The sequence below is a fragment of the Diaphorobacter caeni genome (assembly GCF_015354245.1).
In the GTDB taxonomy this organism is placed as follows: domain Bacteria; phylum Pseudomonadota; class Gammaproteobacteria; order Burkholderiales; family Burkholderiaceae_C; genus Diaphorobacter_A; species Diaphorobacter_A caeni.
In genome coordinates this window covers 193,676-220,658 of sequence record NZ_JADKYZ010000006.1, presented here as the reverse complement: position 1 = coordinate 220,658, position 26,983 = coordinate 193,676, and the positions used below count along the sequence as shown (strand labels likewise).

Sequence of the window (26,983 nt, the reverse complement as noted above, 5' to 3'; positions counted from 1 at the left end):
CGCGCGCGGCAACTCCGCGCCCGGGCCCTTGTTCAATTCTGCAGTTGCCCCCAGACCTTTTCCATGCGTTTGGCGCTCACCGGATAAGGCGTGCGCAGCTCCTGCGCAAAGAAGCTCACGCGCAGCTCCTCGAGCATCCAGCGGTACTCCTGCATGCGCGCGTCCACCTGGCCCTTGCGCTCTGCCACCAGGCGCCAGTAACGCTGCTCCAGCGGTTTGAGCTCCGCGGATTTCGCCGCATCGCGCGCGGGATCGGCACGGACCTTGTCCAGACGGATCGTGATCGCCTTGAGGTAGCGCGCGTAGTGCCCAAGCTGCGTCCACGGCGCAATCGCGATGAAATTCTTGGGCATCAGGCGCTGCAGTTGCGCTGCCGCGTCGGCCGTGGCATCGGGCGCATTCTTCGTGTCCTTGATCTTGCGCTGCGCTGCCGAGTACTCGATCAGGATCACGCCCGCCATGCGAGCGACCTCGTTGGCGATCAGCGTGAGACGGCCGCGACCGTCCTGCACGCGCTGCTTGAAGTCGGCCTCGTTCGCGGGCAGCGGGTCCTGCAGAAAGGCGCGGTCGATGGCCACGTCGATGATCTGCCCGCGCAGCTCTTCCTGCGTGCCAAGCGGCATGTAGGCCACCGCCATCTTCTGCAGATCGGGAATGTTCTTCTCGAGATACTTGAGCGCATCCTTGATCTGCAGGGCGAACAGGCGGCGCAGGCCCACGCGGTGCTTGGCTGCGGCGATTTCGGGCTCGTCGAAGACCTCGATGCCGACCGCGTCGCCGTGGTCGATGAGCGCGGGGAAGCCAATCAGCGTCTGGCTGCCCTTGCCGATTTCCATGAGTTCCGGCAGCTCGCCAAACGACCACTCCGTGTAGCGCGCGTCGGCCTTCTGCTGCGGCTTGGCGGGCGCGCTTTTGGGCTTGTCGGCCTTGGGTTGCTTGTCCTGACGCGCGGGCTGCGCAGGTGCGGCTTCGTCGACCACAGCCGCCGCCTTGGCCTGCTCTCCTTCCACATGGCTGGCCACGCGCATCGATGCGAGCGCCTGAAACGCGCCGCGCGCCTTGGCACCAAGCTCTGACTTGAGCGCGCCGAGGTTGCGGCCCTGCCCCATCTGGCGTCCATGCTCATCCGTGATGCGGAAGTTCATGAACAGATGCGGGCTCAGCATGTCGAGCTTGAAGTCTGCGCGCTTCACGTCGAGCGAGGTCTCGTCGCGCACCTGCTTGAGCAGCACGTCGATGAGGCCGCCATTCGCCATGCGCTGTTCCTTGTTGAACAGATCGGCCAGACGCTGCGCGCTCTCCGGCAGCGGCACGAAGCGGCTGCGTGGGCGCTGCGGCAGGCTCTTGAGCAGGGCCTGGATCTTGTCTTTCAGCATGCCCGGAACCAGCCATTCGGCACGTTCCTCGCTCACCTGGTTGAGCACGAACAGCGGCACGGTGACGGTCACGCCGTCGCGCGCATCGCCCGGGCTGTGCAGGTACTGCGCGCTGCAATCGACGCCGCCGAGCTTCACCGTCTTGGGGAAGGCCTGGGTGGTGATGCCCGCCGCCTCGTGGCGCATGAGTTCGTCGCGCGACAGGCGCAGCAGATCGGGGTTGCCGCGCGATTCGGCGCGGAACCACTTGTCGAAGCTCGCACCGCTGTACACGTCGCGCGGCAGCTGCTGATCGTAGAACGCGTAGATGAGCTCGTCGTCCACCAGCACGTCGGCGCGGCGGCTCTTGTGTTCAAGCTCCTCGACCTTCTTGACCAGCTTGAGATTGGCGGCCAGAAAATGCCAGTGCGTCTCCCACTCGCCGCCCACCATGGCCTGGCGGATGAACAGCTCGCGCGCGGTCTGCGGATCAATACGGCCGTAGCTCACCCGGCGGCCGTTGTAGACCACGAGGCCGTAGAGCGTCGCGCGCTCGTAGGCCACCACATCGGCCTGCTTCTTGGACCAGTGCGGATCGAGCATTTGCTTTTTCAGCAGATGCGCGCCCACCTCTTCAAGCCACTGCGGCTCGATGGCCGCGATGCCGCGACCGTAGAGACGCGAGGTTTCCACCTGCTCCGCCGCCACGATCCAGCGCCCCGGCTTCTTGGCCAGATGCGCACCCGGATGGGCATGGAACTTGATGCCGTGCGCGCCCAGATAAGCATCGCTCTCCTCGCCCTTGTAGCCGATGTTGCCCAGCAGACCGGCCAGCATCGACAGGTGCACGGCCTCGTAGCCTGCAGCCTCGTCGTTGACCTTCCACTTCTGCTCCTTGATCACGGTGAGCAGCTGGGAATGAATGTCGCGCCACTCGCGCACGCGGCGGATGTTGATGAAGTTCTGGCGCAGCAACTGCTCCCACTGACGGTTGCTGATCTTGTGGGTGGCGGGCTCGCTCTCCGCCGGATTGAAGAGCGCGAGCTTTTCCTCCACCGTTTCCGTATCGCGCGCGCCGCTGCTGCGCTGGTTGACCGGCAGGAACGCCGCATTGCGGGCATTGGCGGACTTGTTGGCCGGAGCGGATTGCGCCGCCATTTCCGCCCGCGTCTTGGCCACCACCTTGCCGCCGCGCGCGTCCGACAGCCATTTCCACAGGCGCAGGTAGCCGCTGAACTCGCTCTTTTCATCGTCGAATTTCGCGTGCTGCTGGTCGGCCTGCTGCTGCGCCTCCATGGGTCGGTCACGCACGTCCTGCACGCTCAACGCGGACGCGATGATCAGCACCTCGGCGACCGCGCCGCGCTCGCGCGCCTCCAGAATCATGCGGCCCACGCGCGGATCGAGCGGCAGGCGCGACAGTTCCTTGCCCATGGGCAGCAACTGGCCCCGCTCATCCACCGCGCCCAGCTCCGCCAGCAGCTGGTAGCCGTCCGCAATCGCGCGGCCCGAAGGCGCTTCGAGGAACGGAAAATGCACCACGTCGCCAAGGTTCAGCGATTTCATTCGCAGAATCACACCGGCCAGAGACGAACGCAGGATTTCCGGGTCCGTGAATTTGGGGCGCGATTCAAAATCCGCCTCGTCATACAGACGAATGCAGATGCCGTTGGCCACACGCCCGCAACGACCGGCACGCTGATTGGCAGCCGCCTGGCTCACGGGCTCGACGAGCAACTGCTCGACCTTGCTGCGGAACGAATACCGCTTCACCCGCGCCGTACCCGCGTCAATCACGTAGCGGATGCCCGGCACCGTCAGCGAGGTCTCGGCCACGTTGGTCGCCAGCACGATGCGGCGGCCCGTGTGGCCGTCGAAGATGCGGTCCTGCTCGGCTTGCGACAGACGCGAGAACAGCGGCAGCACCTCGGCGCTGCGCAGCACCGGCGAATGCTGCAGGTGCTTGCGCAGATGATCGGCCGCCTCGCGGATTTCGCGCTCGCCAGGCAGAAAGACGAGGATGTCACCGCCCTTGCCGCCCGCCCAGAGCTCATCCACGCCCTCGGCGATCGCGTCGTTGAGATCAACGTCCTTCTTCTCTTCAAACGGGCGGTAGCGCATCTCGACCGGAAAGGTCCGGCCCGAGACCATGATGACCGGCGCGGGGCCTGCCTTGTTCTCGAAATGCTTGGCGAACCGGTCCGCATCGATGGTGGCCGAGGTGACGATCACCTTGAGATCGGGCCGCTTGGGCAGAATCTGGCGGATGTAGCCGAGCAGAAAGTCGATGTTCAGGCTGCGCTCATGCGCCTCGTCGATGATCAGCGTGTCGTAGGCCTTGAGCAGCGGGTCGGTCTGCGTCTCGGCCAGCAGAATGCCGTCTGTCATCAGCTTGACCGATGCGCCCTTCTGCAGCGTGTCCTGAAAGCGCACCTTGTAGCCGACCACCTCGCCGAGCGGCGTGCTCAGCTCCTCAGCGATCCGCTTGGCCACCGACGAGGCGGCAATCCGGCGCGGCTGGGTGTGGCCGATCAGGTGGCCGCGCACCACGCCCTTGTCATCGGGCGCGGCATTCATCCGCCCCCTACCGAGGGTCAGGGCGATCTTGGGAAGCTGGGTGGTCTTGCCCGAACCCGTCTCGCCACAGACGATGATGACCTGATGGCGGTCCATGGCCTCCATGATTTCTTCACGGCGGGCGGAGACGGGGAGGGATTCGGGAAACGTGATCTGCAAAGGCATAAGGGCGCAATTATCCCAGCGCCGCAGATTTCCGTTCCGAAACCTCCCTTTTTTCGTATTCTGGCGCCGGACTTGGTTCGATTTCACCCACTGCACGCGAAGGGGGCGAACGTACCTGCGATTGTGCGCCCCTGCCGGCCAGTTGCGGACATACACTCTCCGCCACCAAGACCGCTGAACTGATGATCGATGGAGCACTCTTTTTCGCTTAATGCGCTTGATTCATGGCATTCCGCAGTGACGCAATTCGAAGGAAGGATGATTTACTCGGATAGCCTCAGTACCGGCACCGGGGGTTACGCCTTGTGCATACATGGCGGTGGCGCGAGTGGCAGCACTACCTACCAAGGGTTACGCCAATTTCTTTTGAATCATGGAGTTGGCTCTACGGCATTGGATTGCATTGGGCATGGGCGCACAGGTGGGCGTTTTGAGGACTCGTCTCTGGCCTCTAGAGAACAGCAAATTCTCACCGTTGCCCAGCAGCAAGCCATTGCACCGACGATCCTTGTTGGAGCCAGTATGGGGGCCTACAACGCGATCCTGTTGGCCAAACAGCTTGGGGTTCACCATCTCGTTCTTGTGGTACCAGGCATCTATGTGCCCGATGCTTTTCACATTCCCTTTGGGCCAGAATTCACTGCAACCATTCGTCGAGAAAGGAGCTGGGAAGACAGTGACGCATGGAACGCCATCAGCGAATTTACGGGTCGCTTGCTTGTTGTCGCCGCCGAATTGGATGAAGTCATCCCTGCGGAGATTCCTCAAAAATTAATCTCGTCCGCAACACGGGCTGAGTTTTCCCAACTGGTAACAGTTCCGGAAGCCAAGCACAGTGGACTGCTGCCCAAGCTTCTCAATTCAGTGGATGGTGTCGCAGCACTTCAATCCTGCTTGCAACTGGGCAACCCTGTGATGTAGGCATTCAGAGAAGGCCTACCTTGGGTGGCGGATTCAACCCGTCCATCAAGCCAGTCACTTCACAGACGGAATTCGGCGACCGCCGCAGCGCCTGCATGGCAAGACCTGCGGCGTGAGCAGAGCAGAGAGCGCGATGGGCAGCGCTCTCTGTCTCAACCCATCAGCGCATGAACCCTATCGACCTCTGCTCCCGCACTTCCGGCTTGATGCGGTGCTCGGCCTCCAACTGCTCGATGAACTCTTCTGCCGAGAATTCCACGGCCAGAATGTCGCATTGCCGTTTCACGGCCGCAAAATCCCCAGGCGCCAACTGCGCGAGTCTGGCCAGGCGCTGGCTGATTTCGGGTGTGAGCCTCGACATGTCGCCCGCCAGCGCTTCCGTGATGAACATCTTCTCCCGTTGCTGCTCCGTGAGCGGCATGAACTTGATCTTGAAGGTGAAGCGGCGCAGCGCGGCCTGATCGATGCGATCGAGCAGGTTGGTGGTGCAGATGAACACACCGCTGTGGCGCTCCATCTGTTGCAGCATCTCGTTGACCTCCGTGACTTCGTAGTTGCGCTGCGCGCCGCGGCGGTCCATCAGGAAGCTGTCGGCCTCGTCGAGCAGGAGCACGGCTTTTTCCTGAGTGGCTTCGGCGAACATGGCGGCCATGTTCTGCTCGGTTTCGCCCACGTACTTGCTCACCAGATCGCTGGCCTGCTTGACGATGAGGGGCTGGCCCAGATGCTCTGCGATGTATTCGCCCAGTGCGGTCTTGCCGGTGCCGGGCGCGCCGTAGAAACACAGGGCGCCATGACCTCGCGCCTTGAGGGCGTCCACGATGCGAGGGATCTCGAAGCGGGTTTCGACGTTCAGCATGTCGAGGTCGTAGGTAGTGACCTGACGGCGGCCTTTTTTCCCGGCGGCATCGGGCCTGCGCCCCAGAGCCGCGTCGGCGTTCTTCAACTGGCGCGCGATCAAGGCCTCGAAGGCCTCGCCACCGGCTTCCGGTCCCACATGGGCCAGATCCGCAAAGCGCACTGCGGTGCGGATCTGTGCGGGGGTGAGGCCCTTGCGCTCGGTAAGGCTCGAGACGAAGGCGTCGCTCACGGCCACGCCATCCAGCGATTTGCGGATGAGCTGCTCGCGTGCGCCGGGGGGCGGCGACTTCAGTTCAAGGTGATAGGCGAAGCGGCGGCGGAAGGCCGGGTCTATCTGCTCGATGCGGTTGGTCACCCAGAGGGTCGGCACCGGGTTGGATTCAAGAATCTGGTTGACCCACGCTTTGCCGTTGACCGAACTGGCGGCCGGACTCGCCACCTGTTGTTCCGCACGCGCCAGCAGGCCCGCCGCGTCGACGCTGATGGGAGGAAACACGTCCTCCACTTCATCAAAGAGCAGCGCAGCGGCCTCCGCGCCTTTCAGGAACACCTGCGCGATCTGCAGCGAGCGATAGCGGTCGCGGCCCGAAAGGCTGTTGCCGTCGCGGTCGGCATATTCGACCTCAAACAAGTCCAGACCGGCCACGCGCGCAACCACCTTGGCCAGCTCGGTCTTGCCGGTGCCGGGGGGGCCGTACAGCAGCACGTTCACGCCCACGGCCTTGGTTTTCATGGCCTTGCTCAGCAGGTTGACCAGCACCTGCACTTCGTCGCCCACAAACTCGAAGTCGTTGGCCTGGAGCACGCTGGGCACCGCAGGTCGGGTGAACACGGCCATCAGTTCGGCACGGTCGCGGTACTCGCGCATGAGCACGGGCGGCAGTTTTTCGCTGACCTTCATGAGGTCGGCGAGGTCGGTGATGCTTTGTTCAGTGAGCAGGTTTTCGACCAGCCCGATGCGCTCCAGACGACCTCCGGCGCGCAGGGCTTCCGCCACCTCGGCGGCCGGCACGCCCGCGAGGTCGGCGATGGCCGCGTAGGCCTCGGGTGCATTGTTGACCTTGAACTCCACCAGCAGGCTGCGCAGGTCACGCTGATGGCGCGCCAGCGTGCCGTAAAGCAGCAGTGCGCGCTCGGCCTTGTTCAATTGCAGCAGGTTGGCCAACGAGTCGATGTTTTTTTCGATCAGCGTCGACTGCTTCTTGAGGGCGTGGCTCAACCACTGGTCGGTGCTGGTGAGCAGCGTCAGCAGGTCCTTGGGCGCGTCCTTGGCATATTCGTCCAGATAGTAAAAGAGTGAGCCCTCTTCGTAAGGGCCACGCCAGACGCCGTGGCGCTCCAGAAACTCCGCGCTGCTCAGCGGCTCATGCCCACGCCAGGCCTCGTTGTCCTTGCAGCGGCGCACCAGAAACTCCCGGACGCGGGCCAGCACGGGATCGGGCCACACCAGATGCCGGCCGACCAAGGCCATCAATCCGTTGATGTCGCGGCGCACATTGAACCTGGAACCCTGTTTCGTGGCCAGGGCCAACACGAAATGGGAACACATCAAATCCAGCACAGGCGCGGCCTGCAGGCCCGGCGATGCGACCATGCCGGCCTGTTCCAGAAATTCAATGGCACGTTTGGACATTCGAGGATCTCCTCATGAGGCTACGGATAGATTTATCCATAACGCGATCAGAAACAAGCGAGATGACAACCCAGCGCTGCTGGATGCAGAAACTGCGCCTCAGAATGTCAACTATTTTGCATGCTCCGACATACCCGCCGCAGCCCAGCAGAAAGTGCGCGCTTACGACCCGCAACCAATCGGCCAAAAACGCTCGCAATGAACAACGCTTCACGTGGCTTTCGCTGGTGCCGCACCGGAATGAATCCAGATCAATTCCCGCTTGGCAATTGACTCAAGTCAATCGTTGATTGACAACTTAATCACATACTGAAGCCTGCAATCAACACAACGAATGCTGGCCTGCATTGACATCGCACAAGATTTGCAAATGACTTGCGATCCTCGCGACGGACAGGGCCTGCGCATTCGCTCACGCATGACTCAGACCTCCGCCTCCTCGCCCTCCTCCTCCGCTCCCGCCTCCAGAAAGAAGTGGATCGTCATCGCCGCCGTGCTGGCTGCCGGTGCGGCGCTCGGCACCTATGGGTGGAAGCAGTGGCAGGCGACGCAGGCGAGCGCGGGTCTGGTCAGCGGCAACGGGCGGATCGAGGCGACCGAGGTGGACGTCGCCGCCAAGTACGCCGGTCGGGTCGCCGAGATCACGGCGCAGGAAGGCGACTTCGTGACCGCAGGCCAGACGCTCGCGCGCATGCAGATCGACACCTTCCAGGCCCAGCAGCAGGAGGCCGTCGCCGGTCGCGACAAGGCCAGCCACGCGGTGACCTCGGCGCGCGCCGATGTGGCGCTGAAGGAAAGCCAGCACGCCGCCACCCTCGCCACGGTGGTGCAGCGCGAAGCCGAGCTGGACGCCGCCAAGCGCCGCATGGCGCGCACGGAAACGCTGGCGAAGCAAGGGGCGTCGTCCCTGCAGGAGCTGGACGACGACCGGGCCCGCGTGGCCGGTGCCCAGGCGGCCCTGAAGGCCGCTCAGGCCCAGGGCTCCGCCGCCAAGGCCGCCATCGAGGCCGCGAAGGCCCAGATGGTGGGCGCGGCCTCGTCGGTGACGGCGGCCGAGGCGACGATCCGCCGCATCGACGCCGACGTGAAGGACAGCGACCTCGTCGCCCCGCGCGACGGCCGGGTGCAATTCCGGCTGGTGCAGCCCGGCGAGGTGATAGGCGCGGGCGGCAAGGTGCTCAATCTGGTCGATCTGTCGGACGTCTACATCAGCTTCTTCCTGCCCGAGACGGTGGCCGGGCGCGTCGCGCTGGGCACCGAAGTGCGCATCGTGCTCGATGCGGCTCCCCAATATGTGATTCCCGCCAAGGTGTCCTTCGTCGCGAGCACCGCGCAGTTCACGCCCAAGACCGTGGAGACCGCGAGCGAACGTCAGAAGCTGATGTTCCGCGTGAAGGCGCGCATCGCGCCCGAGCTGCTCAAGAAACATCTGGCGCAGGTGAAGACCGGCCTGCCCGGGGTCGCATGGATCAAGACCGATGACGGGCGCGACTGGCCCGGACACCTGCAGTTGAGCGCCGCCACCCAGACCGCACCGATCACCCAAGTCAAGCCATGAGCGGCCCATCGACCGCAGAGGTCGTGACCGACGCCATGGCCTCCTCGGCGGCCCCGGCGGCCCCGGCCGTCGCGTGCGTCGCCGAGATCCGCGACGTCAGTCTGCACTACGGCAAGACGCAGGCCCTGCGCCAGCTGAACCTGCGGTTGCGCGCCGGATGCATGATCGGCCTGATCGGGCCCGACGGCGTGGGCAAGTCCAGTCTGCTCTCGCTGCTGGCGGGCGCGCGCGCCGTGCAGTCGGGCAGCGTGACGGTGCTCGGCGGCGACATGCGCAGCAAGGCGCACCGTGACGCCGTCTGCCCGCGCATCGCGTACATGCCCCAGGGCCTTGGAAAAAATCTCTACCCGACGCTGTCTGTCGAGGAAAACCTGCAGTTCTTCGGTCGCCTGTTCGGCCACGACGAGGCCGAGCGCCGTGCGCGCATCGACGACCTCACCCAGAGCACCGGATTGCAGAAGTTTCTCGCGCGCCCGGCCGGCAAGCTCTCGGGCGGCATGAAGCAGAAGCTCGCGCTGTGCTGCGCGCTGATCCACGACCCCGATCTGCTGATCCTCGACGAGCCCACGACCGGCGTCGACCCGCTCGCGCGCGCGCAGTTCTGGGACCTGATCAACCGCATCCGCAACACCCGCCCGCACATGAGCGTGGTGGTCGCGACCGCGTACATGGACGAGGCACAGCGCTTTGACTGGCTCGCGGCCATGGATGACGGCGAAATTCTCGCGACCGGCACGCCCGCCGAACTGCTGGCGCGCACGCAGTCGACATCGCTGGAAACCGCCTTCATCGCCCTGCTGCCCGAAGAGAAAAAACGCGGCCACCGGGCCGTGGTGATTCCGCCGCTTGCGGGCGACGAAGGCGACATCGCCATCGAAGCGCAGGACCTGACGATGCGCTTTGGCGACTTCACCGCCGTCGACCATGTGAACTTCCGCATCCGGCGCGGCGAGATCTTCGGCTTTCTCGGCTCCAATGGCTGCGGCAAGTCGACGACGATGAAGATGCTGACCGGCCTGCTGCCCGCCAGCGAAGGTCGCGCCTGGCTGTTCGGCCACGAGGTCAACCCGCACGACATCGCCACGCGCCGCCGCGTGGGCTACATGTCGCAGGCGTTTTCACTGTACGGAGAGCTGACCGTCGCGCAGAACCTCGTGCTGCACGCCCAGTTGTTCCATGTGCCCAAGGCGGATGTGCCCGCGCGCGTGACCGAGATGCTCGCGCGCTTCGGACTCGAGAACGACCGCGACGCCCTGCCCGCCGCGCTGCCGCTCGGCAAGCGCCAGCGCCTGTCGCTCGCCGTGGCGATGGTGCACCAGCCCGAGCTGCTGATCCTCGACGAGCCCACATCCGGCGTGGACCCGGTCGCGCGCGACCAGTTCTGGAGCCTGCTCGTCGAGCTCTCGCGGCGGGACCGGGTGACCATCTTCATCTCCACCCATTTCATGAACGAGGCCGAGCGCTGCGACCGCATGTCGATGATGCATGCGGGCAAGGTGCTCGACAGCGACACGCCCGCCGCCCTTGTCGCCAAGCGCGGCGCGGCCTCGCTTGAAGAAGCCTTCATCGGTTATCTGGTGGAGGCCTCGGGCGAGCCCGCACCTTCACTGGCATCGGCGTCACCCGCACCGTCGACAGCCTCCGTCGCCACGCCGACCAGCCACGCCAAACCGCAGGGCTTCAGCCTGCAGCGGCTCTGGAGCTATCTCTGGCGCGAGGCGTTGGAGCTGCAGCGCGATCCCGTGCGCGCCACGCTTGCACTCGTGGGCTCTCTGGTCCTGATGATCGTGATGGGCTACGGCATCAGCATGGACGTGGAGAATCTGCGCTTTGCCGTGCTCGACCGCGACCAGAGCACGCTGAGCCAGAGCTACACGCAAAGCCTTTCGGGCTCGCGCTACTTCATCGAGCACGCGCCTTTGAGCGACTATGCCGAACTTGACCGCCGCATGCGCAGCGGCGAGCTCTCGCTCGCGATTGAAATCCCGCCAGGCTTCGGGCGCAACGTGCTGAGCGGCCGCGATGTCTCGGTCGGTGCCTGGTTCGACGGCGCCATGCCCGCGCGTGGTGAAACCGTGAAGGGCTATGTGCAGGGCATACACCAGCACTGGCTCACCGAGCAGGCCCGCGAGCGCCTCGGGCAATCGACGAGCAGCCTGATCGACGTGGAAACCCGCTTTCGCTACAACCCCGACGTGAAGAGCCTCCCCTCCATGGTGCCGGCCATCATGCCGCTGCTGCTCATGATGCTGCCCGCCATGCTCACGGCGCTCGCCGTGGTGCGAGAAAAGGAGCTCGGCTCCATCGTGAACCTCTACGTCACGCCCGTCACGCGCACCGAGTTTCTGCTCGGAAAGCAGCTGCCCTACGTGGCGCTCGCGATGCTGAACTTCTTTCTGATGAGCGCCATGTCGGTGTTCCTGTTCGACGTGCCGGTCAAGGGCAACTACCTGCTGCTAATCGTTGCGGCGCTTTTGTTCAGCATCATCACCACCGGCATGGGACTGCTCGCCTCGTCCGTCACCAAGAGCCAGATCGCCGCGATGTTCTTCGCGCTGCTCGGCACGCTGATCCCGGCCACGCAGTTCGCGGGCCTGACCGATCCGGTGTCCTCGCTGGAGGGCGCAGGCCGCTGGATCGGCGAAATCTACCCCGCCACCTACATGTTCTCGATCAGCCGCGGCGTCTTCAACAAGGCGCTCGGCGTGCACGATCTCGCGGCGGCCCTGCTGCCGCTCGTCATATCGATTCCGGTGATCATGGGCATCGCCATCCGGGCCCTGCCCAAACAGGAGCGCTGAGCCCATGACCACCAACGTGTCTCCGTTCAGCAGCCTGGCCAACATCTGGCGGCTCGGCGTCAAGGAGCTGTGGAGCCTCTGGCGCGACCCCGTCATGCTCATCCTCATCCTCTACACCTTCACGGTCTCGGTCTACACCGCAGCCACGGCCATGCCCGATACGCTGCACAACGCGCCCATCGCCATGGTCGACGAGGACCAGTCGCAGCTCTCCATGCGCATCACCTCGGCCTTCTATCCACCGCAGTTCATCACACCGCGCATGCTCACCCAGCAGCAGGTGGATGCAGCCATGGACGCGGGAGAGATCACCTTCGCGCTCACCATCCCCTCGGGATTCCAGCGCGACGTGCTGAGCGGCAAAAGCGCCGCCCTGCAGCTCAACGTGGACGCCACGCGCATGAGCCAGGCCTTCTCGGGCAGCGGCTACGTGCAGCAGATCGTCGCCTCCGAGGTCAGCGAGTTCGTGCAGCGCCACCGGGCCGCGACCGCCCTGCCCGTGGGCATCGAGCTGCGCGCGCGCTTCAACCCCGCCCTCGAGAAAATGTGGTTCGGCGGGCTCATGCAGATCATCAACAACGTGACCATGCTCTCCATCATCCTCACCGGCGCGGCCCTGATCCGCGAACGCGAGCATGGCACGCTGGAACATCTGCTGGTCATGCCCGTCACGCCCACCGAGATCATGCTCGCCAAGGTCTGGTCCATGGGCGCTGTCGTGCTGCTGGCAGCCGGGGTGTCACTCAACCTCGTCGTGCGCGGCTTGCTCAAGGTGCCCGTCGAGGGCAGCGTCCCGCTCTTCCTCGCGGGCGCGGCACTGTGCTTGTTCGCCACCACCGCCATGGGCATCTTCCTCGCGACGATCGCACGCAGCATGCCGCAGTTCGGCCTGCTGATGGTGCTGGTGCTGCTGCCCCTGCAGATGCTCTCCGGGGGCATGACTCCGCGCGAATCCATGCCGCAGTTCGTGCAGAACGTGATGCTGTTCGCGCCCACCACCCATTTCGTCGACCTGGGCCAGGCCATCCTCTACCGGGGCGCAGGCATCGAGACCGTCTGGAAGCCGTTCCTCTGGCTGGCCTGCATCGGCGCCGCGCTGTTCTGGGCATCGCTCGTGCGGTTTCGCAGGACCTTGTCCAGCATGGCGTGAAACGGAAATCCTCTATGGAGTCTCGGCACGAATCGATCGTCAAGCGGCTAGATGCAGAGCGGGATAGTATTCAAGACGAAAGCCGCAGTGATAGCCATAGCTATCACGAGGAATTTCAACGCAAAAGACCGCCCAAGGCTGCGCTAGCACGCGTCGATCTCATTCGTGCAGAGGCTCCCTAGCGCGAGCGCATTGCAGCGCACAGGATCAGGCAGGGAAATTGCTAGAAGTGAATGACTTCAACTCCTGCACTCGGCATGTCAAAGCCGAGCCCTCAAGATCATGCTCACACCCTGCCAGAATCACAACAGCAAGCACCGCAAAAAGCGTCTGCTCGTCATCAACCCCAACACTTCAAAGCATGTCAGCCTCCTGCTTCGCGACAGCATCTCCGGAGTCTGCGGAGTCCACTCGGATCTGGATGTAATTACCGCACGTTGGGGGGCCTCTTACATTGTTGACGAGCGCAGTTATGCAGTGGCTGCACATGCCGCACTGGACACATGGAGCAACGCCATACAAAGCCAAATCTGCAAGCCAGATACCGTGCTCATAGGCTGCTTCGGTGACCCGGGTCTTTTTGCCTTGAAGGAATGCTGCGACCTCCCCGTCACGGGCTTGGCTGAAGCCTCATTTCAACAGGCCGCAGCAATCGGCGATTTCGCCATAGTGACAGGCGGCCGCGCGTGGGCACCGATATTGGAGCGCATTGCACGCGGTACGGAATTCGGAACTGCATTGACCGGAATTCGCACCGTGGAAGCCACTGGCGCAGATCTCGCACGGGACGCACATCGCGCCCATGAATTACTCTACGCAGCCTGCAGTGAAGCGGCCTCCATTCCTGGAGTGAAAAGCGTGATACTTGGCGGAGCAGGACTTGTCGGCTTTGCTAAGCGACTGCAGCCGCACTTCAATATTCCACTGATTGACAGCGTGCGAGCTGGAGCAGAAGTCGCACTCGCCATGGCCGCAGAGCCCTCAAGCGGCTGAGACAAAAACTGCATTGTGGCGGTTGCGAATGAACCGCCTGAGGGCTCAATCTGGCTTGCGAGTATCAGTCGATTCCGCCGCGTAGCGCGCGAGCACATCGCGAATGTCCGTTCCTGCCCTCAGTGGTGGCAAAGTGCGAGCAGCCACCGCATCAAGATGCCGTTGCATAACCAGAGCTGCTGCCTCGAAATCGCCTGCAACCAATGCATCGACGATGGCCTCATGTTCCGCTACAGCACACTCGCTTGAATGCGGGCGTCCGTGAGACGCGAACACCAGTGAGCAACGCGAAACCACTTCGGTAATATAGCGCGACAGCAACTGATTGCCCGTCATCCGAGCCAGCAGAAGATGAAACTCACCTGATAGTCGGACCGGGCGGTGTGGAGTTGTTCCACTGGACGCCTCACGCTCCATACCCACATGTTCGCGAAGTGTCTTCTGCTGCTGTGTCGATATGTGCCCCGCGAGGGTTTGAACGACGACGCGCTCCAGGCCATTGCGCACAGACAGAATTTCACGCCCTTCTTCCAAATCGGGCGCCGCCACGAAAGCGCCTCGGTTGCGCTTGAGCTCCACTAACCCCTCCACAGCCAAGCGTCCAAGCGCCTCGCGCGCAATCGTGCGACTGGTTCCAAAACTCTCGCCAATCGCGTCTTCTGGCAGGCGCGCGCCAGGGCGCAAGCCCTGCTCCAGAATAGCCAGTCGCAACGCCTCATGGACCTCCTCGGTTCGAGAGCGTTGGATTTTGTCGTCCATTTCTTTGCCCTGCAGTATTTGATTTTTAGACATGATGTTGAATTCCGGATTCGATACATTCCTTGCTATCGGCAAGACCCTGTCGGCGAGCTAATCAGCAGCCTTGCGTGGCCCGGCCCATGCCTCCAGAATATCAATGGCATCCTCTGCAAGATGCTGTTCGGCGATGATAGGCCCGGCTTGCAGCGTAGCGCCCGCCGTGGTCCGTAGCTCATCTACATCGATGGGATGACGCTGCGCTACTGGTAACCCTTCAAATGCATTGCCCGATTGGCTCAGCGAGGCGGCATAGTACAGGCGACGAATGCCAGCGACATGCATGGCCGCAACACACATCGCACAAGGTTCACACGATGAATAGAGGTCGCAGCCCGTCAAGTCCACCCGCTGCAGTCGGCGGCAAGCATCGCGAATTGCTTCGACTTCGCCATGAGACGTGGGGTCGAAGTGCGCAACCGAGTGATTGAAGCCCTCCCCGATTACCTCGCCATCCTTGACGATCACTGCGCCGAACGGCTCCGTTCCTGGCTCCTCGAGCGCGCGCGCAGACAGCGCCAGCGCCTGTCTCATGTATTTCTCTACGTACATTTTTCAGTCCCTTCATTTGCAATATTGGATGTTTTCCGCTCAGACATTGCGAGGCAGTAGCCAAGCGTGTCGCGGATTCCAGTGCAGCCCAATGCGCCGTCCCGGCAACAGTTCCAACGATTCGATTTCATGTTGCTGCTTTTGTACGCGAAACTCTTTTCCGCCCGGTAATTCAATAAACACCGTTTGCGTAGAGCCCACAAATTCGATCCCCAGAACAGTGCCGAGCAGCGTTGCGGAACCCTCTGGCGCAACGGCATTCTCGGACAGCAATCCGATTCGGTCTGCGGCGATCACGAAACTCACATCATCGTCTCGCGCAAAGGTCCGATTGGTGGGCACATCAAAACTTCCCAAACCACCCTCCACACGGATTCCGTCGTCCATACATGCCGTCACATGGCCCGTCACCAGATTGTTCGCACCAATGAACTCAGCCACGAAAGGATTGTCCGGAGCGCGATAGACATCTTGCGGAGCACCCACTTGCTGGATACGCCCTTCGTTCATGATCACGATGCGATCAGCAAGCGCAAACGCCTCCGACTGCGCGTGCGTGACATACACGAAGGTAATACGCAGCTCGCGATGCAGGCGCGCCAATTCAGCCTGCATGCGCACACGCAAATGAGCGTCCAGTGCGCTGAGAGGCTCATCCAGCAACAGAACCGATGGCTCAGTGACAAGCGCCCGCGCAATTGCCACGCGTTGACGCTGACCACCGGACAACTGTGCAATCCGCCGATCCCCCAAACCTTCAAGCCCCATGCGACCTAGCCAATCGAGCGCTTGTTTGCGCCGTGCGACCGCACCCAGTTTCTTCATGCGCAGCGGAAACTCCACGTTCTCGACCACGCTCAAAAAAGGAAACAGCGCGAGGCTCTGCCACACCATGGGCGTGTCGCGCTGATAGGCCGGCACGCCGTGCATGTTCTCGCCGCCAATACGAATACTCCCCCCCGTAGGCTCATCGAGCCCGGCGAGCATGCGCAACAAGGTGGATTTACCGCAACCAGACGGCCCCATGATTGCGATGAACTCACCTACTGCAATATCCAGGTCAATGCCACGCACGGCGTGGTGCCCGGGGTAACGCTTGTCCAGCGCCCTCAAGGAAACGAATGCTTTGTCTTTCATGGATACCTCAGGTTTATGCGGACATCGCAGCCGGTCGCCCGGCGCGCACGCCCATGAAGCGTTGCGCCAACATCACCAGCACTACGCTGACCAACAGCACCAAGGTGCCGATGGCGTTGATCTTCGGACTCACCTGGCCTTGCAGCAAATTGAGAATGCGCACTGGCAGCGTCTCGTTCATTCCACCCACGAACCAGGCAATCATGAATTCGTCGAACGACACAGCGGCAGCCAGAAAGAACGACGCGATCAACGATGACTTGCAAAACGGAAGCACCACGTGCGTGAGACCGACGATGGGCGATGCGCCCATATTCCAAGCGGCCTGCTCGAGATCGGCGCCCAGCTCGTTCAAGCGCAGACGAATGATGGCCATCGAGAATGAGGTCGCGATGACCGCATGGCAGGCGATGATGGATTCGAGCTTTCCAAGCATACCGATGCGCGACAGAAAAGCCAGCATCGCCATGCCAAGCACCGTCGCAGGAATTGCTGGCGGAATCGCGATCAGCATCGCCATCGTCGCCTTGCCGCGAAAGCGATATCGGTAATCGAGATACGCCGCAGCAAATCCGAGGGCAGTAGAAATCACTGCCGTACTGATAGCCACCACAAGCGTATTGACTAACGCACCAAGCACCATCTCGTCCTCAAGAATCGCCCGGTGCCACTGGAGACTGAACCCACCCCAAGGTATACCGGGATAGCGATTCGCGTCGAACGAAAACCAGACGATGATGAGCATCGGCATCGCAATGAACGCAAACAACAAGCCCAACCATAGGTACTGCGCGACGCGGGAAAGCTTTTGCAACTTCATGCGATTCATGGGCATCTCCTGCTTGCGAGCACGCGCGTGAGTGCCAGAGCAGCCCCTAGCATCGCAAGCATGCTCACACCAATCACCGAAGCGCGTGGCCATTGCGACCCTGACTTAACGGTATCGACGATCAGAATCGACAGCGTAGGCGGATTGCTGCCCGTCATGAACAACGGACTCACATAGTCACCGAACGCCAACACAAAAGTGGTTGAGGCCGCAAGCAACAAAGCAGGACGAATCGCAGGCAACAACACTCGGGTGATCACCTGCCCACGGTTACAGCCCATGTTCTCGGCGGCCTCGATGAGCGTGCCGTCTACGCCACTCAACGCGAACGAAAGAATCAACACGACGATGGGCAGACTGAGCGTGAGCAGCCCAATGTGCAGCGAGAGTGAACCTCCTAACAACGGCAAAGCCGAAATGCCCAGAAGACCCAGCACGCTGTTGGCAATCCCTTCCGGACTCAGCACAATCTGCCATGCATAGATACGCAGGATATAACTGGAGAACACCGGCACTAGCAGCGCTGCAACCACCGCATTGCGCCATCGCGCAGGCAGCCGCAACGCAATGATGTATGCCGCAGGAAACGCGATCAACAACGCCAGCACGGTCGCAGTCACCGCCACTCCGAGCGTATACAGCGTTGCCTGATGGAAGTTGGAAGCACCGAGAATGCGCGTCCAATTGTCCAGCGAGAACGCTGGCTGCAGCCGGAAGGCCCGTACTTTCCAGAACGTGACGACCACGAGGAACAGCAACGGTCCGACGAAAAAGACCATCTGCCACAACAGCAGTGGCACACCGAGCAGTGAGGGCAATGTTCCGGGCGATGGGCCACGCCGCGCGGGCGTGCCCAAACGATCCAGCAATGAGATGAATGCGGCAGTCATGGATCGATCAGAGCGACTTGAAATTGCTCCAGACCTCGTTCCAGTCTTCGATGGACTGCTTGCTCGGCAACTGGCGGAACGCTATCTTCTTGGCTTTGTATTCGTCCATCACGTTCTGAGCCTTGAGATTCATGCGCAACAGTTCCGTCTCTCGTGGTTTGGTTTGATTGAGCAGCTTCCAGCCCGCCATCGACGGAATGCTTTTCATGTTGTCCGGTTTGGTCGCCATGCGCACCTGACCTTCAGGCGAAGTGGTGTACTGAATGAACTTGCGCGCCAAATCCCGCTTTGGCGTGCCCTTGATAATGGACAGCGATTCGGTCCATTGCAACCCGCCTTCCTGCGGAATGATGGTGTCCACCGGCACGCCGTTCATGCGCAGACCCAGCGTGATCCACTCGCCAATGCCAGGCACGAGTTGTGCGCGGCCATTGGTGAGCGACGAGAAGATATCGGCAATCGTGAAGAAACCCGCCGTTTGCGGCTTCAGCGAATACAACTTCTTGACCATTGCGTCATACTGCGCCTTGCTCAGATCGAAAGGTGGGCGATTTCCGTTGAGCAGACTGATCGAGCCCATGGCCGGAAGATACCAATCGAACAGACCCACCTTGCCCTTTGCCTTCTCGCTCCACAAGGCCGTGTAGGAAGATACTTCCTTGGCGCTGAAAGCCTTGGTGTTGTATGAAAGACCGAGATAGCCGAAATCGGTCATCACGCCGTAGAGCTTGCCGTCGAACCAATGGAGCGGGAACTTCTGGAATTCAGGCCAAAAATCCTTGAGCGCATAGTCGGCCGGATTCAATTCTTCGAGGTATTCACCCTCATGCAGCAGATGCATGTATTCCGCATCCGCCAGCACCACGTCGAAGCTGCCAGGTGGCGACTGATTCAGGATCGCCAGCATCTGATCTCCGCCCACATACTCCTTGACACGAACCTTCACGCCATGCGCCTTCTCGAATGCCTCAACCAGATAGGGATCGGCATTGCCCGGCCATGAAAGATAGTTGAGCACTTTTGGGTCCGCTGCTTCAGCGGCACTCCAGAGAGTGCTGCTGGCCCCGGCGATCAGGCTAGCCTGCAAAAACGAACGACGACTGAAATCTCGGGCGAGGGGAAGCTTGAAATTCGACATGTAGGTGCTTTCGGATTGAATCGCTGCAAATCGCATGCAATTCACCCTAAGCATCAGTCATGCCAAGTTGTTAGGGCTTGAATAAAAATGCCGAAAAAACGCCTTCGCCAAGGACTTAAAACACTCAAACAAAGGAAGTTAGTGAAAAACCTCCTTATAAAGCCCAAAAAAGTGCATGAAAAATCACCATAAAAGTGCATGCAATATTTTAGTGATGACGATAAAATCGCCGAGCCTAGCCACCCACTTCCCCCACCCCCTGATTCATGCAATAATAGAGGGCTTTTTCTTGCGGAAAGTACGTCAGGCTGGCTGGCGCGGCTCCCGCAGCTGACCTGAAGGAAGATCATGAAAGAAGGCATTCACCCCAATTACCGCGAAGTGCTGTTCCTGGACCTGTCCAACGGCTTCAAGTTCGTGACCCGTTCCTGCGTGAACACCAAGGAAACCGAAACTTTCGAAGGCAAGGAATACCCGCTGTTCAAGCTGGATACTTCCAGCGAATCGCATCCTTTCTACACTGGTACCCAGAAGTCCGTGGACAACATGGGCGGCCGTGTGGAGCGCTTCCGCAACCGCTTCGGCAAGACCGCAGCGAAGTAAGCATCAGCGCTTCGGGCTCCTCAGCCGCCTCAGGGTGGCATGGAGCCGGTCTCTTGCGAGAAAGGCAGCCGGTTTCCGTGCTGCCTTTTTTGTTTGCTTGCGTCGTTTGCCGCTATGCTCTGATGCTTCGGCCCGCGTTTGTCGCCGATTCTCCCGCCCGCAATCACTGTCCGTGTCAGTGTGAACCATCCCAATCCCGCCATCGTCGCCCAAAGTGCCGTGCGCCCGCTTCGCCGCTGGGCCCTGTGGCTGCTGTGCGCTGCCTATGTGATCTTCGGCTTCGTCGGCCGTGATCCTTGGCGCAATTCCGACGTGGCCGCATTCGGCTACATGCGTGAGCTGGCACTGGGCAACACCTCCTGGTTCACCCCCACGCTCGCGGGCCTGGCGCCCGACATCGATGGCCTGCTGCCCTACTGGCTCGGTGCATGGGCGATCCGCATCGCGCCGGACTGGATTCCGATGGAGTTCGCCGCGCGTCTGCCCTTCATCGCGATGCTGGCGCTGACGCTGGCGGCCACCTGGTACAGCATCTACTACCTCGCCCGCCAGCCGGGCGCCCAGCCGGTGGCCTTTGCCTTCGGCGGCGAGGCCTATCCGCTGGACTACGCCCGCGCGCTCGGCGATGCGGGCCTGCTCGCGCTGATCGCGAGTCTCGGTCTGGCCCAGCTTTCCCACGAAACCACCGGCTATCTGACGCAGTTGTGCGCCACCTCGCTGCTGTTCTTTGCCGCATCCAGCATTCCGCACCGGCGCAGCCTGTCCGCCGCGCTGGGCTTCGTCGGTCTGCTCGGCCTGTCGTTGAGCGGCGCGCCCACCGTTTCCGTGCTGCTGGGCCTCGGCAGCGCGCTGATCGCCTCGCAGTCAGGCCTGGCATCACCCGCCAAGCGCATCGAGAGCGGCGTCATCCTGCTCGTGGCGACGCTGGCTGCCGCAGGCGTGGCCGCGCTGCTGGGCCTGTGGCACTTCAATGCGGTGATGCCCAGCGGCTTCAAGGACATCCAGAGCAATTTCCGGCTGGTGCTGTGGTTCTGCTGGCCGGCCTGGCCGCTGGCGCTGTGGACGCTGTGGCGCTGGCGCCATCAGATCTTCAACGCGCAGTGGAACCGCCATCTGCTGCTGCCGCTGTGGTTCTGGCTGGTCGCGCTGGCGGCCATGACAACCTCCCGCCCCGCCGACCGCGCCCTGCTGCTCGGCCTGCCCGCGCTGGCGGCTCTGGCCGCGTTCGCCCTGCCGACCCTGCGCCGCAGCATCGCCGCGCTGATCGACTGGTTCACGCTGATCTTCTTCAGCATCTCGGCAATCACCATCTGGGTGATCTGGATCGCGGTGCAGACCGGCTTTCCGCCCAAGCCCGCCGCCAACGTCGCCAGGCTGGCGCCAAGCTTCGTTCCGAGCTTTTCGTGGATCGAATTCGGCCTCGCGCTGTGCGCCACCATTGGCTGGTGCGCGCTCGTCTGGTGGCGCGCCTCCCGCAACCGCGATGCGCTCTGGAAAAGCCTGATCCTGCCCGCAAGCGGCGCGACGCTGGGCTGGATTCTGCTGATGACCATCTGGCTGCCGATGCTGAACCACGGCCGCAGCATGGCACCCCAGATCAAACCACTGCTCACCCTCATCGAGGACAAGAGCGGCTGCGTGGGCGGCTACGGTCTGTCGCGCGCACAGATCGCCGCCATCAGCTACTACGGCAACCTGACCATGGTGGCCTCGCGCAACGCCGATCGCTGCGAGTGGATCATCACCGACGCGGACGCCACGCCCCCCGTCACCGACGTCTGGCCCAACGCGCAATGGGAAGAAGTGGGCGGCGTCGCACGCCCCACCGACCGAACCGATCGCCTCGTCGTGCTGCACAGGCGAGCGCGCTGATGTCCGAGCACTCCATCATCACAAGGCACGCGGTCACGGTACTGGCTGGCCAGTTGGCCGTCATGGCCTTCGGCGTGACCGACACGGTCGTCGCCGGCCGCCACTCCGAAGGCGCACTCGCGGCGCTGTCCATCGGCTCGGCGGTGTTCATCAGCGTCTATGTGTCGCTCATGGGCGTGCTGCAGGCGCTGCTGCCGATCTGGGCCGAGCAGCGCGGTGCGGCGCACTCCACCCAGCTCGGTGCAAGCGTGCGCCAGTCGCTCTACCTCTGGGTGGCCGCCAGCGTGATCGGCATGGCTCTGCTGCTCTCGCCCGACGCGATCCTGCGCTGGACCAAAGTGCCCCCCGAGCTGCGCCATGTCGTGATCGACTATCTGCACATTCTGGCGTTCGCGCTGCCGCCCTCGCTGCTGTTCCGCGTCTACAGCACGATGAACCAGTCGCTGGGCTATCCCAAGCTCGTGACCTGGCTGCAGATCGCCTCGCTCGCGCTCAAGGTGCCGCTGTCGATCTGGTTCACGTTCGGCGGTCTGGGCATCACCGCGCAGGGCGCTGCAGGCTGCGCCTGGGCGACGCTGGTGGTGAACTACTCGCTGATGTTCTGCGGGCTCTACATGCTGCGCACCCAGCGCATGTACGACTCGCTCGCCCTTTGGCGGCCTTTGGAGCGGCCCGACTTCGCGCAGCTCGGCAAGTTTCTGCGCCTCGGGATTCCGGCGGGACTGTCGATACTGGTCGAGGTCACCTCGTTCACGCTGATGGCGCTGTTCATCGCGCGCCAGGGCACGCTGGCCGCCGCCGCGCACCAGATTCTGTCCAACATGGCCGCCGTGCTCTACATGGTGCCGCTCGCGATCGCGATCGCCACCAGCGCGCGCGTGAGCTACTGGCGCGGCGCAGGCGACGAAGCCACCGCGCGCTCGGTCGCGCTCCAGGGCCTTGGCATGGCGGCGACGATGGGACTGGTGCTGTCCGCGGCCCTCGCGCTCGCCCGCCATCAGGTGGCGGCGTTCTACTCCACCAACGCTGCGGTCATCACCCTCACCGCCGCGCTGCTGATCTGGGTGGCGGCCTACCATCTGGCGGATTCGATCCAGACGCTGTGCATCTTCGTGCTGCGCAGCTACCGGGTGACGTTTCTGCCGTTCGTGGTCTACGGCCTGATGCTCTGGGGCGGCGGGCTGGCGGGCGGCTATCTGCTGGCCTATGAAGGGCTCGCGGGCTTCGGGCCGTTCAACTCGCCCGCGCCGTTCTGGGCCTGCAGCGCGGCGGCGCTGGCCGTCACCGCAGTGGTCTTCACTGCTCTGCTGGCTCGCGCACTGAAGCGTAGTGTGCAGGCGGCTGCGCCAACGCGGGCGTGATCACCGGCCTGCCTCCGCGCACGCGCGATGCAGGGAACACCACCGCAAAGGTCGATCCTTTGCCGAGCACGCTCGAGATCTGCAGCGTCGCGCCGTGGCGCTGCACCGCGTGCTTGACGATCGCCAGCCCCAGCCCCGTGCCGCCCGTCTCGCGCGAGCGGCTGCGGTCCACGCGGTAGAAGCGCTCGGTCAGGCGCGGAATGTGCTCGGGCGCAATGCCCACTCCGGTGTCGGTCACGGAAAAGCGCGCGCTGCCGTCGTCCAGCACATCCCAGCCCACGGTGATGGTGCCGCCCGACGGCGTGTAGCGCACCGCGTTGTTGACCAGGTTGGTCAGCGCGCTCTGCAGCTCGGTCACGATCCCGGCGATCTGGCCGGAGGCCTTCATCGCCTCGGCGGCGGGAAAAATGATCTCGTGGTGCTTCTTCTGGTTCACCGACAGCGTGGCCGACAGGCCTCGGGCCTCCTCCTCGCTGCGCCTGAGCAGCGCCTCGACCGGCATCCAGTCGCTCATGCCCGGAAGCGGACTGCCTTCGAGCCGCGACAGCGTGAGCAGATCCTGCACCACGCTCTGCATGCGCGCCGCCTGCTGCGACATCATTCCGAGATAGCGCTGCTGCTCTTCCTCGGTGAGCTGCAGGGTCTGCAGCGTCTCGACGAAGCCGGTCAGCACGGTGAGCGGCGTGCGGATCTCGTGCGACACGTTGGCCACGAAATCGCGGCGCATGGCTTCGGCCTGCTCCAGCGCGGTGATGTCCTGCGACAAAAGCAGCTTGCGGCCGTCGCCATAGGGATACAGCTGCACGGAAATGCGCACCGGGCGCGTCGGTGTGCTGGAGCGCCCCTGCAGCGCCACGGGGCGCGCAAAGTTCTGGGCGCTGTAGTAGGTCGTGAAGTCCGGATCGCGCACCAGGTTGCCGATGGACTGCATGAGATCACGGCTTGCGTCGAAGCCGAAATGCCCCTCCGCCGTCTGGTTGCACCACTCGATGTGCCCCTCCTCGTCGAGCAGCACCACGCCGTTGGGCGAGGCCTGCAGCGCCGAGAGAATGTCATGCAGCCGGGCGTCGCTCGCCTTGATCTGCAACTGCGACTGACGAACCAGACGACGCGCGCGGTCCGCCGCTTCGCCCCACATGCCGCGCAGCGACGGCGCGGTCTGCGGATCCCCGTGGCGCAGCCAGCGCAGCACGCGGCTGCCGCGCCAGAAATCCCAGATGAACCAGACCCAGGTGGCGATGCTCACGCCGGCGGCGGCGCCCCAAAGCCCCGCTTCCCACCAGCCGAGGGCTCCGCCCGCGACCTGGAAGGCGATGAAAAAGATAAAACGCCAGAGCATGGTTTCGCGCAAATAACGGCATTGTCGGATGCCGCCGTGTTGGAGATATGTCAGTTATACGCGCAAGTACCTGTCCGTAAACCCGGCGGGCCTTGGGCGAATTTCGGCCGAAACGAAAAAGCCGGGCGTACCAACCCGGCATGCGGCCGCCCAAGCCGATCTCCGGTCCACAAAAACCAGAGTCGGCGGGCGGGATTCCTCAGGCCTGCATCAGGGCCGGGGGTTGGGCCGTCAGGCGGTAGCCTGCTCCGCGCACGGTCTCGATCATGGTCGAGGCACCGCCCAGCGCTTCGCGCAGGCGCTTGACGTGCACGTCCACGGTGCGCTCCTCGATGAACACATGGTCGCCCCAGACCTTGTCGAGCAGCTGGGCACGGCTGTGCACGCGCTCGGAATGCTTCATCAGAAAATGCAGCAGCTTGAACTCGGTCGGCCCCACCTTGAGTCCCTGGCCCTGATAGCTCACGCGGTAAGTGGCCGCGTCCAGCGTCAACTCGCCGATGGATACGCTGTCGCTCACCTGCTCGGGCGCGCGGCGGCGCAGCACCGCGCGGATGCGCGCGAGCAGCTCCTGCGTGGAGAACGGCTTGGTGATGTAGTCGTCGGCACCGGCATCCAGACCCGCGACCTTGTCCGGCTCGTCGCCGCGCGCAGTCAGCATCAGGATAGGGATCGGCTTGGTGCGCGGATCGGCGCGCCACTTGCGGGCGAGCTGCAGGCCGCTCTGGCCCGGCAGCATCCAGTCCAGCAGGATCACGTCGGGCAGCACGGCGTCGAGCTCACGCTGGGCGGAGTCACCGTCTTCGGCCCAGATGGGCTGAAAACCGTTGTGACGCAGATTCACGGCGACGAGCTCGGCAATCGCCGACTCGTCTTCGACGATCAGAACGCGAGGTAGTTTCTTCATCTAACGCACCGTCCTTTCAACCGACTGCCGACTCGATCTCATCCATCGCAGTGTGGCGCACATCCTTGCCCTTGACCAGATAGATGATGAGTTCAGCCACATTCTTGGAATGGTCTCCGATGCGCTCGATGGCCTTGGCCAGGAACAGCAGATCGAGGCTCGGCGAGATCATGCGCGGATCTTCCATCATGTAGGTGACCAGCTTGCGCACGAAACCGTCGAACTCCTTGTCGATCAGATCGTCTTCCTTCAGGATGTCCAGCGCCGCCTTGGTGTCGAGGCGCGCGAAGGCGTCCAGCGCCTTGCGCAGCAGGCCGGACGCCAGATCGGCGGCCATGCGCAGATCGCTGGAGGGCAGCGAACGGGCAGAGCCGCTTTCGATGATCGAGCGCACCATGCGCGCCATGCGCGTGGCCTCGTCGCCCATGCGCTCAAGGTTGGCGATGGCCTTGCTGAACGCGATCAGCAGGCGCAGGTCACGCGCCGTCGGCTGGCGGCGGGCGATGATGCTGGACAGCTCGTGGTCGATTTCCACTTCCATGCTGTTCACGCGCTGCTCGATGGCTTCCACTTGCTGCACCGCTTCGATGCTGAAGTGCGACAGCGCATAGATGGCCTGGCGGATCTGCGACTCGACGAGACCGCCGAGCTCCATCACGCGCGAGGAGACGCTGTTGAGTTCGCTGTCGAATTGCGAGGAGAGGTGTTTGTCTGGCATGTTGTGTCCCCTTGAATCTGCTTAGCCGAAACGGCCGGTGATGTAGTCTTCGGTTTCCTTGCGCTGCGGCTTGAAGAACATCTGTTCCGTGTCGCCGAACTCCACCAGGTCACCCAGATACATGTAGGCGGTGTAGTCGCTGCAGCGGGCCGCCTGCTGCATGTTGTGGGTCACGATGACCACGGTGTAGTCGTTCTTGAGCTCAGCGATCAGCTCCTCCACCTTGGCGGTCGAGATCGGATCCAGCGCCGAGCACGGCTCGTCAAGCAGCAGCACTTCAGGCTTGATCGCGATGCCGCGTGCGATGCACAGACGCTGCTGCTGACCACCCGAGAGGCCCGAGCCGCTCTGGTGCAGCTTGTCCTTCACTTCGGTCCACAGAGCCGCCTTGCGCAGCGCCCATTCGACGCGCTCGTCCATGTCGGTCGCACTCAGGCTCTCGAACAGCTTCACGCCGAATGCGATGTTGTCATAGATGGACATCGGAAACGGTGTGGGCTTCTGGAACACCATGCCGACCTTGGCGCGGATCAGCGCCACGTCCTGCTTGCTGGTCAGCAGGTTCTCGCCGTCCAGGATGATCTCGCCCTCCGCGCGCTGCTCGGGATAGAGCTCGAACATGCGGTTGAAGGTGCGCAGCAACGTGGACTTGCCGCAGCCCGAGGGGCCGATGAACGCGGTCACCTTGTTCTCGGGAATGTCGAGGTTGATGCCCTTGAGCGCGTGGAACTTGCCATAGAAGAAGTTCAGGTTGCGCACCGTGATCTTCGAAGTGTTGGCCGACAGACTGTTCTTGATGGGAGCCATGATGAGGTTTTCCTCTTCTCT

General features: G+C 62.8%; 20 protein-coding genes. 8 read left to right on the top strand and 12 right to left on the bottom strand.

From position 1 onward, the window contains the following. Positions 1-32: 32 nt before the first annotated feature. Entirely contained in the window at positions 33-4,097 is a 4,065-nt protein-coding gene (gene hrpA / locus ISG32_RS16265) for an ATP-dependent RNA helicase HrpA (RefSeq protein ID WP_194772072.1), read from the bottom strand. A gap of 189 nt (positions 4,098-4,286) precedes the next feature. Between hrpA and ISG32_RS16260 the strand changes: the two genes are divergently transcribed. Next, complete coding sequence (locus tag ISG32_RS16260) at positions 4,287-5,018, top strand: alpha/beta fold hydrolase (protein WP_194772071.1); 732 nt, start codon at positions 4,287-4,289, stop codon at positions 5,016-5,018. Between the two features lie 160 nt (positions 5,019-5,178). Here ISG32_RS16260 and ISG32_RS16255 read toward each other — a convergent pair whose 3' ends face one another. Further along, the gene (locus ISG32_RS16255) at positions 5,179-7,512 is read right to left on the bottom strand and encodes an ATP-binding protein (RefSeq protein ID WP_194772070.1); all 2,334 of its coding nucleotides are present in this window, start codon (positions 7,510-7,512) and stop codon (positions 5,179-5,181) included. Between the two features lie 418 nt (positions 7,513-7,930). Between ISG32_RS16255 and ISG32_RS16250 the strand changes: the two genes are divergently transcribed. The 4 genes from ISG32_RS16250 (at position 7,931) to ISG32_RS16235 (ending at position 14,014) form a co-directional block, all read left to right on the top strand. Further along, the gene (locus tag ISG32_RS16250) at positions 7,931-9,070 is read left to right on the top strand and encodes an HlyD family secretion protein (RefSeq protein ID WP_194772069.1); all 1,140 of its coding nucleotides are present in this window, start codon (positions 7,931-7,933) and stop codon (positions 9,068-9,070) included. Between the two features lie 35 nt (positions 9,071-9,105). Then, positions 9,106-11,871: a ribosome-associated ATPase/putative transporter RbbA gene (gene rbbA, locus ISG32_RS16245; RefSeq protein ID WP_194772254.1), complete on the top strand. Its 2,766-nt coding sequence runs from the start codon at positions 9,106-9,108 to the stop codon at positions 11,869-11,871. Between the two features lie 4 nt (positions 11,872-11,875). Then, the gene (locus ISG32_RS16240; RefSeq protein WP_194772068.1) at positions 11,876-13,021 is read left to right on the top strand and encodes an ABC transporter permease; all 1,146 of its coding nucleotides are present in this window, start codon (positions 11,876-11,878) and stop codon (positions 13,019-13,021) included. Between the two features lie 282 nt (positions 13,022-13,303). After that, complete coding sequence (locus tag ISG32_RS16235; RefSeq protein WP_194772067.1) at positions 13,304-14,014, top strand: aspartate/glutamate racemase family protein; 711 nt, start codon at positions 13,304-13,306, stop codon at positions 14,012-14,014. A gap of 45 nt (positions 14,015-14,059) precedes the next feature. On the opposite strand, the gene ISG32_RS16230 is transcribed toward ISG32_RS16235, so the two are convergent. The 6 genes from ISG32_RS16230 to ISG32_RS16205 are packed head-to-tail and all read right to left on the bottom strand — an operon-like array spanning position 14,060 to position 19,235. Next, positions 14,060-14,806, bottom strand: a complete 747-nt coding sequence (locus tag ISG32_RS16230) for a GntR family transcriptional regulator (RefSeq protein ID WP_228529872.1) — start codon at positions 14,804-14,806, stop codon at positions 14,060-14,062. Between the two features lie 57 nt (positions 14,807-14,863). Further along, positions 14,864-15,343, bottom strand: coding sequence for a nucleoside deaminase (locus ISG32_RS16225; RefSeq protein WP_228529871.1), 480 nt, complete (start codon positions 15,341-15,343; stop codon positions 14,864-14,866). 57 nt (positions 15,344-15,400) lie between these two features. Beyond that, a complete protein-coding gene (locus ISG32_RS16220; RefSeq protein ID WP_194772065.1) occupies positions 15,401-16,498 on the bottom strand; it encodes an ABC transporter ATP-binding protein in 1,098 nt (365 codons plus the stop codon). 13 nt (positions 16,499-16,511) lie between these two features. Next, complete coding sequence (locus ISG32_RS16215; protein WP_228529870.1) at positions 16,512-17,327, bottom strand: ABC transporter permease; 816 nt, start codon at positions 17,325-17,327, stop codon at positions 16,512-16,514. Next, on the bottom strand, positions 17,324-18,217 hold the full coding sequence (locus ISG32_RS16210; RefSeq protein WP_194772064.1) for an ABC transporter permease: 894 nt from the start codon (positions 18,215-18,217) through the stop codon (positions 17,324-17,326). The genes ISG32_RS16215 and ISG32_RS16210 overlap by 4 nt, the downstream gene beginning before the upstream one ends. A 7-nt stretch (positions 18,218-18,224) precedes the next feature. Next, complete coding sequence (locus tag ISG32_RS16205) at positions 18,225-19,235, bottom strand: ABC transporter substrate-binding protein (protein WP_323745946.1); 1,011 nt, start codon at positions 19,233-19,235, stop codon at positions 18,225-18,227. Between the two features lie 468 nt (positions 19,236-19,703). Between ISG32_RS16205 and ISG32_RS16200 the strand changes: the two genes are divergently transcribed. The 3 genes from ISG32_RS16200 (at position 19,704) to ISG32_RS16190 (ending at position 23,191) form a co-directional block, all read left to right on the top strand. Continuing rightward, on the top strand, positions 19,704-19,958 hold the full coding sequence (locus tag ISG32_RS16200; RefSeq protein ID WP_194772062.1) for a type B 50S ribosomal protein L31: 255 nt from the start codon (positions 19,704-19,706) through the stop codon (positions 19,956-19,958). 180 nt (positions 19,959-20,138) lie between these two features. After that, positions 20,139-21,830 carry a hypothetical protein gene (locus ISG32_RS16195; protein WP_194772061.1) on the top strand — a complete coding sequence of 564 codons (1,692 nt, stop codon included), beginning with the start codon at positions 20,139-20,141 and terminating at the stop codon, positions 21,828-21,830. Next, a complete protein-coding gene (locus tag ISG32_RS16190) occupies positions 21,830-23,191 on the top strand; it encodes an MATE family efflux transporter (RefSeq protein WP_194772060.1) in 1,362 nt (453 codons plus the stop codon). The genes ISG32_RS16195 and ISG32_RS16190 overlap by 1 nt, the downstream gene beginning before the upstream one ends. Here ISG32_RS16190 and phoR read toward each other — a convergent pair. The 4 genes from phoR to pstB form a co-directional block, all read right to left on the bottom strand. Then, a complete protein-coding gene (gene phoR / locus ISG32_RS16185) occupies positions 23,127-24,530 on the bottom strand; it encodes a phosphate regulon sensor histidine kinase PhoR (RefSeq protein ID WP_194772059.1) in 1,404 nt (467 codons plus the stop codon). The genes ISG32_RS16190 and phoR overlap by 65 nt on opposite strands. Positions 24,531-24,729: 199 nt before the next feature. After that, positions 24,730-25,437, bottom strand: coding sequence for a phosphate regulon transcriptional regulator PhoB (gene phoB, locus ISG32_RS16180; RefSeq protein WP_194772058.1), 708 nt, complete (start codon positions 25,435-25,437; stop codon positions 24,730-24,732). 16 nt (positions 25,438-25,453) lie between these two features. Then, positions 25,454-26,155 carry a phosphate signaling complex protein PhoU gene (gene phoU / locus ISG32_RS16175; RefSeq protein WP_194772057.1) on the bottom strand — a complete coding sequence of 234 codons (702 nt, stop codon included), beginning with the start codon at positions 26,153-26,155 and terminating at the stop codon, positions 25,454-25,456. 21 nt (positions 26,156-26,176) lie between these two features. After that, on the bottom strand, positions 26,177-26,962 hold the full coding sequence (gene pstB, locus ISG32_RS16170) for a phosphate ABC transporter ATP-binding protein PstB (protein WP_194772056.1): 786 nt from the start codon (positions 26,960-26,962) through the stop codon (positions 26,177-26,179). Positions 26,963-26,983: the final 21 nt, after the last annotated feature.